This window comes from Mesorhizobium sp. M4B.F.Ca.ET.017.02.2.1, from assembly GCF_003998955.1.
Classification (GTDB): domain Bacteria; phylum Pseudomonadota; class Alphaproteobacteria; order Rhizobiales; family Rhizobiaceae; genus Mesorhizobium; species Mesorhizobium abyssinicae.
In genome coordinates this window covers 1-2,781 of the sequence record NZ_RZOF01000521.1, presented here as the reverse complement: position 1 = coordinate 2,781, position 2,781 = coordinate 1, and the positions used below count along the sequence as shown (strand labels likewise).

General features: G+C 66.8%; 4 protein-coding genes. 1 reads left to right on the top strand and 3 read right to left on the bottom strand.

From position 1 onward, the window contains the following. Positions 1–423 (top strand): aldehyde dehydrogenase family protein (locus EN738_RS33145; RefSeq protein ID WP_127287230.1); only part of this gene is annotated, 423 nt, incomplete at its 5' end. Between the two features lie 19 nt (positions 424–442). On the opposite strand, the gene EN738_RS33140 is transcribed toward EN738_RS33145, so the two are convergent. The 3 genes from EN738_RS33140 to EN738_RS33130 form a co-directional block, all read right to left on the bottom strand. Next, the gene (locus EN738_RS33140) at positions 443–1,300 is read right to left on the bottom strand and encodes a sugar phosphate isomerase/epimerase family protein (RefSeq protein WP_127287229.1); all 858 of its coding nucleotides are present in this window, start codon (positions 1,298–1,300) and stop codon (positions 443–445) included. A gap of 5 nt (positions 1,301–1,305) precedes the next feature. Further along, the gene (locus EN738_RS33135) at positions 1,306–2,082 is read right to left on the bottom strand and encodes an ATP-binding cassette domain-containing protein (protein ID WP_127287228.1); all 777 of its coding nucleotides are present in this window, start codon (positions 2,080–2,082) and stop codon (positions 1,306–1,308) included. Then, positions 2,079–2,781: ABC transporter permease (locus EN738_RS33130; RefSeq protein ID WP_145967017.1), on the bottom strand; the 703-nt coding region annotated here is incomplete at its 5' end. The genes EN738_RS33135 and EN738_RS33130, both read right to left, overlap by 4 nt.

Sequence of the window (2,781 nt, the reverse complement as noted above, 5' to 3'; positions counted from 1 at the left end):
GTCGCCAAGGGTGCGAAGCTCGTCGCAGGCGGCAAGCGTACCGGCACAGTGGTGGACGCAACGCTGCTTGATCACGTGACGCCTTCGATGCGCGTCTATGCGGAAGAATCCTTCGGGCCGGTCAAGCCAGTCATTCGCGTCAAGGGCGAGGACGAGGCGGTGCGCGTCGCCAACGACACCGAATACGGCCTGTCGTCGGCCGTCTTCAGCCGCGACATCAAGCGCGCCATGGCGGTCGCTGCCCGCATCCAGGCCGGCATCTGCCACATCAACGGCCCGACCGTCGGCGACGAGGCGCAGATGCCGTTCGGCGGTGTCAAAGGTTCCGGCTACGGCCGCTTCGGCGGCAAGGCCTCGATCGCCGAATTCACCGACCTGCGCTGGGTGACGATCGAGGATCCCGGCCAGCACTACCCGTTCTGACGGAGAGCCTGGCGACCTTCTATCTGCCGAGGCTCAGCCCTGCCTTCCTCGCCTCGTCGCGCAGGAACGGCAGGCCGACCTCGATGACGTCGCGCGGGTCTTCAGCCACCGGGCGCCACACCGCCAGTCCGCCGGCGATGTCGACGTCGACATGGTTCATGCTTTCGAGCGTTATCGGCCCCTCGTAGCCGATGTCGGCGATCGCCTTCATGCAGGCCGCCCAGTTGATCATGCCGCGCCCCGGCACGCCGCGGTTGGCTTCCGACACGTGCACATAGCCGAGGAAGGGCGCGGCCGCCTCGAAGCCGGCGGCAAAGCTCTCCTCCTCGATATGCATGTGATAGGTGTCGAGATGGATGAAGATGTTGTCGGCGCCGATGCGCTCGATGATCCGGGCCGCATCGATGCCGCGGTTAATCAGATGCGTCTCGTAGCGGTTGCAGGGCTCGATGCCGAGCTTCAGCCCGCGCGCCTTCGCCGACTTCGCCGCCCGTTCGAGGAAGCGGCACATGCCGTCGATCTCCTTGCGCGTCGGCGCCCGGCCCGTCGTCTTGCCGATCGTGCCGTAGGTGACGCCGCCGAGCGCCTCGCTGCCGACCTCGTTGCAGACCTTGAAGGCCGGCTGCAGGAAGTCGAGCGCCTCGTCCGGCCGCTCGACCACGTCGAGGGAACGCGGCAGGCCGAGCGACGGGATCAGCTCAACGCCATAGTGGGTGGCGAAGCCCCGCGTGCGCTTGGTGTCGATCTCCTCCGGGCGCAGCAGCGGAATTTCCATCAGCCCGATGCCGTGTTCCTTCAACCGGTCCATCTGCGGCTCGATGCGGGCAAGGTCCCAGACCGGAGCGATGGCGAAAGTGTGCAGTCCAAAGGTGTTCATGAGCTCTAGCCTCGTTGTTCGTGCGCCGCCGCGGCGCTGACATCGCCACCGCCGACGATGCGGCTGACGACTTCGTTCATGTTGGTCTTGCTGGTGACGAGATCGGCATCGGCGCGGCCGTGACGCAGCACGACGATGCGGTCGGTGACCGATAGCACGTCGTTCAGCCGGTGCGAGATCAGGATGACGGCGATGCCTTCCGACCGCAGCCGGCGGATCAGGTCGAGCACACTCTGCACCTCGCGCACCGCAAGCGCCGCCGTCGGCTCGTCCATGATCACGAGCTTCGGGTTGAAGGTCAGCGCCCGGGCGATCGCCACCGTCTGCTGCTGGCCGCCCGAGAACGAGCCGACCGAGCGGTTGATCGACGGCAGTCGTGCGCCGAGCCGCTCGATCATCCGCGTCGCCTCGCGGTCCATAGCCGCCTTGTCGACGAAACCGGGAAACAGGCCGAACACCCGTTTCGTCGGCTCGCGGCCGAGGAAGATGTTCGATGCCACGTCCTGCTGCTTGGCCAGCGACAGGTCCTGATAGATCATCTCGATGCCGAGCTCGCGCCGCTGGCCCGGGTCGAGCGCAAGGATGTCCTTGCCGTCGAATTCGATCGAGCCGGAATCGGCACGGTAGATGCCGGTGATGGTCTTCATCAGCGTCGACTTGCCGGCGCCATTGTCGCCGACCAGCCCGACCACCTCGCCGGCAGCGACCTTGAGGTCGACGCCGTGCAGGACGTCGACCGCGCCGAAGCTTTTGCGGATGCCTTGAAGCGAAAGAAGCGTCATACGCGCGACTCCTTCCGGACCTGGTACTGGTCGATGAAGACGGCAAGGATCAGCACCGCGCCGATCGCCATCTGCTGGTAATAGGACTGCACGGCAAGCAGCGTCAGCCCGTTCTGTAAGACGCCCATGATCAGCGCACCGATCATCGTGCCGAGGATCGAGGCGCGGCCGCCGAACAGGTTGGTGCCGCCGATGATCGCCGCGGTGATGGCGGTGAGCTCGTAGTTGATACCGGCGGTCGGGTCGCCGGCATTGACGCGGGCGGTGAACAGCAGGCCGGCGAGCCCGGCGAGCGCGCCGGACAGCGTATAGATGATGCGGCGATGGTGCTCGACGCGGATGCCGGCGGCGCGCGCCGCGCCCTCGCTGTCGCCCAGCGCCAGCGTGTGGCGGCCGAAGCGTGTGTAGGCGAGCACGCAATGCGCGACGATCGCCGTCAGCACCAGGATGATCACCGGCATCGGGATGCCGAACGGCCTCCCTTGCCCGATATAGACGATCGCCGACGGCAGCCCGTAGATCGCCCTGCCTTGCGAGATGACCAGCGCCAGGCCGCGCGCCAGGCCGAGCATGCCGAGCGTGACGATGAAGGCCGGCACGAAGGCGCGGGTGACGAGCTGCCCGTTGATGTAGCCGGCAAGGCCGCCGGCCAGGATGCAGGCGATGAGCGCGAAGACCGACGGCCAGCCGAGATTGACC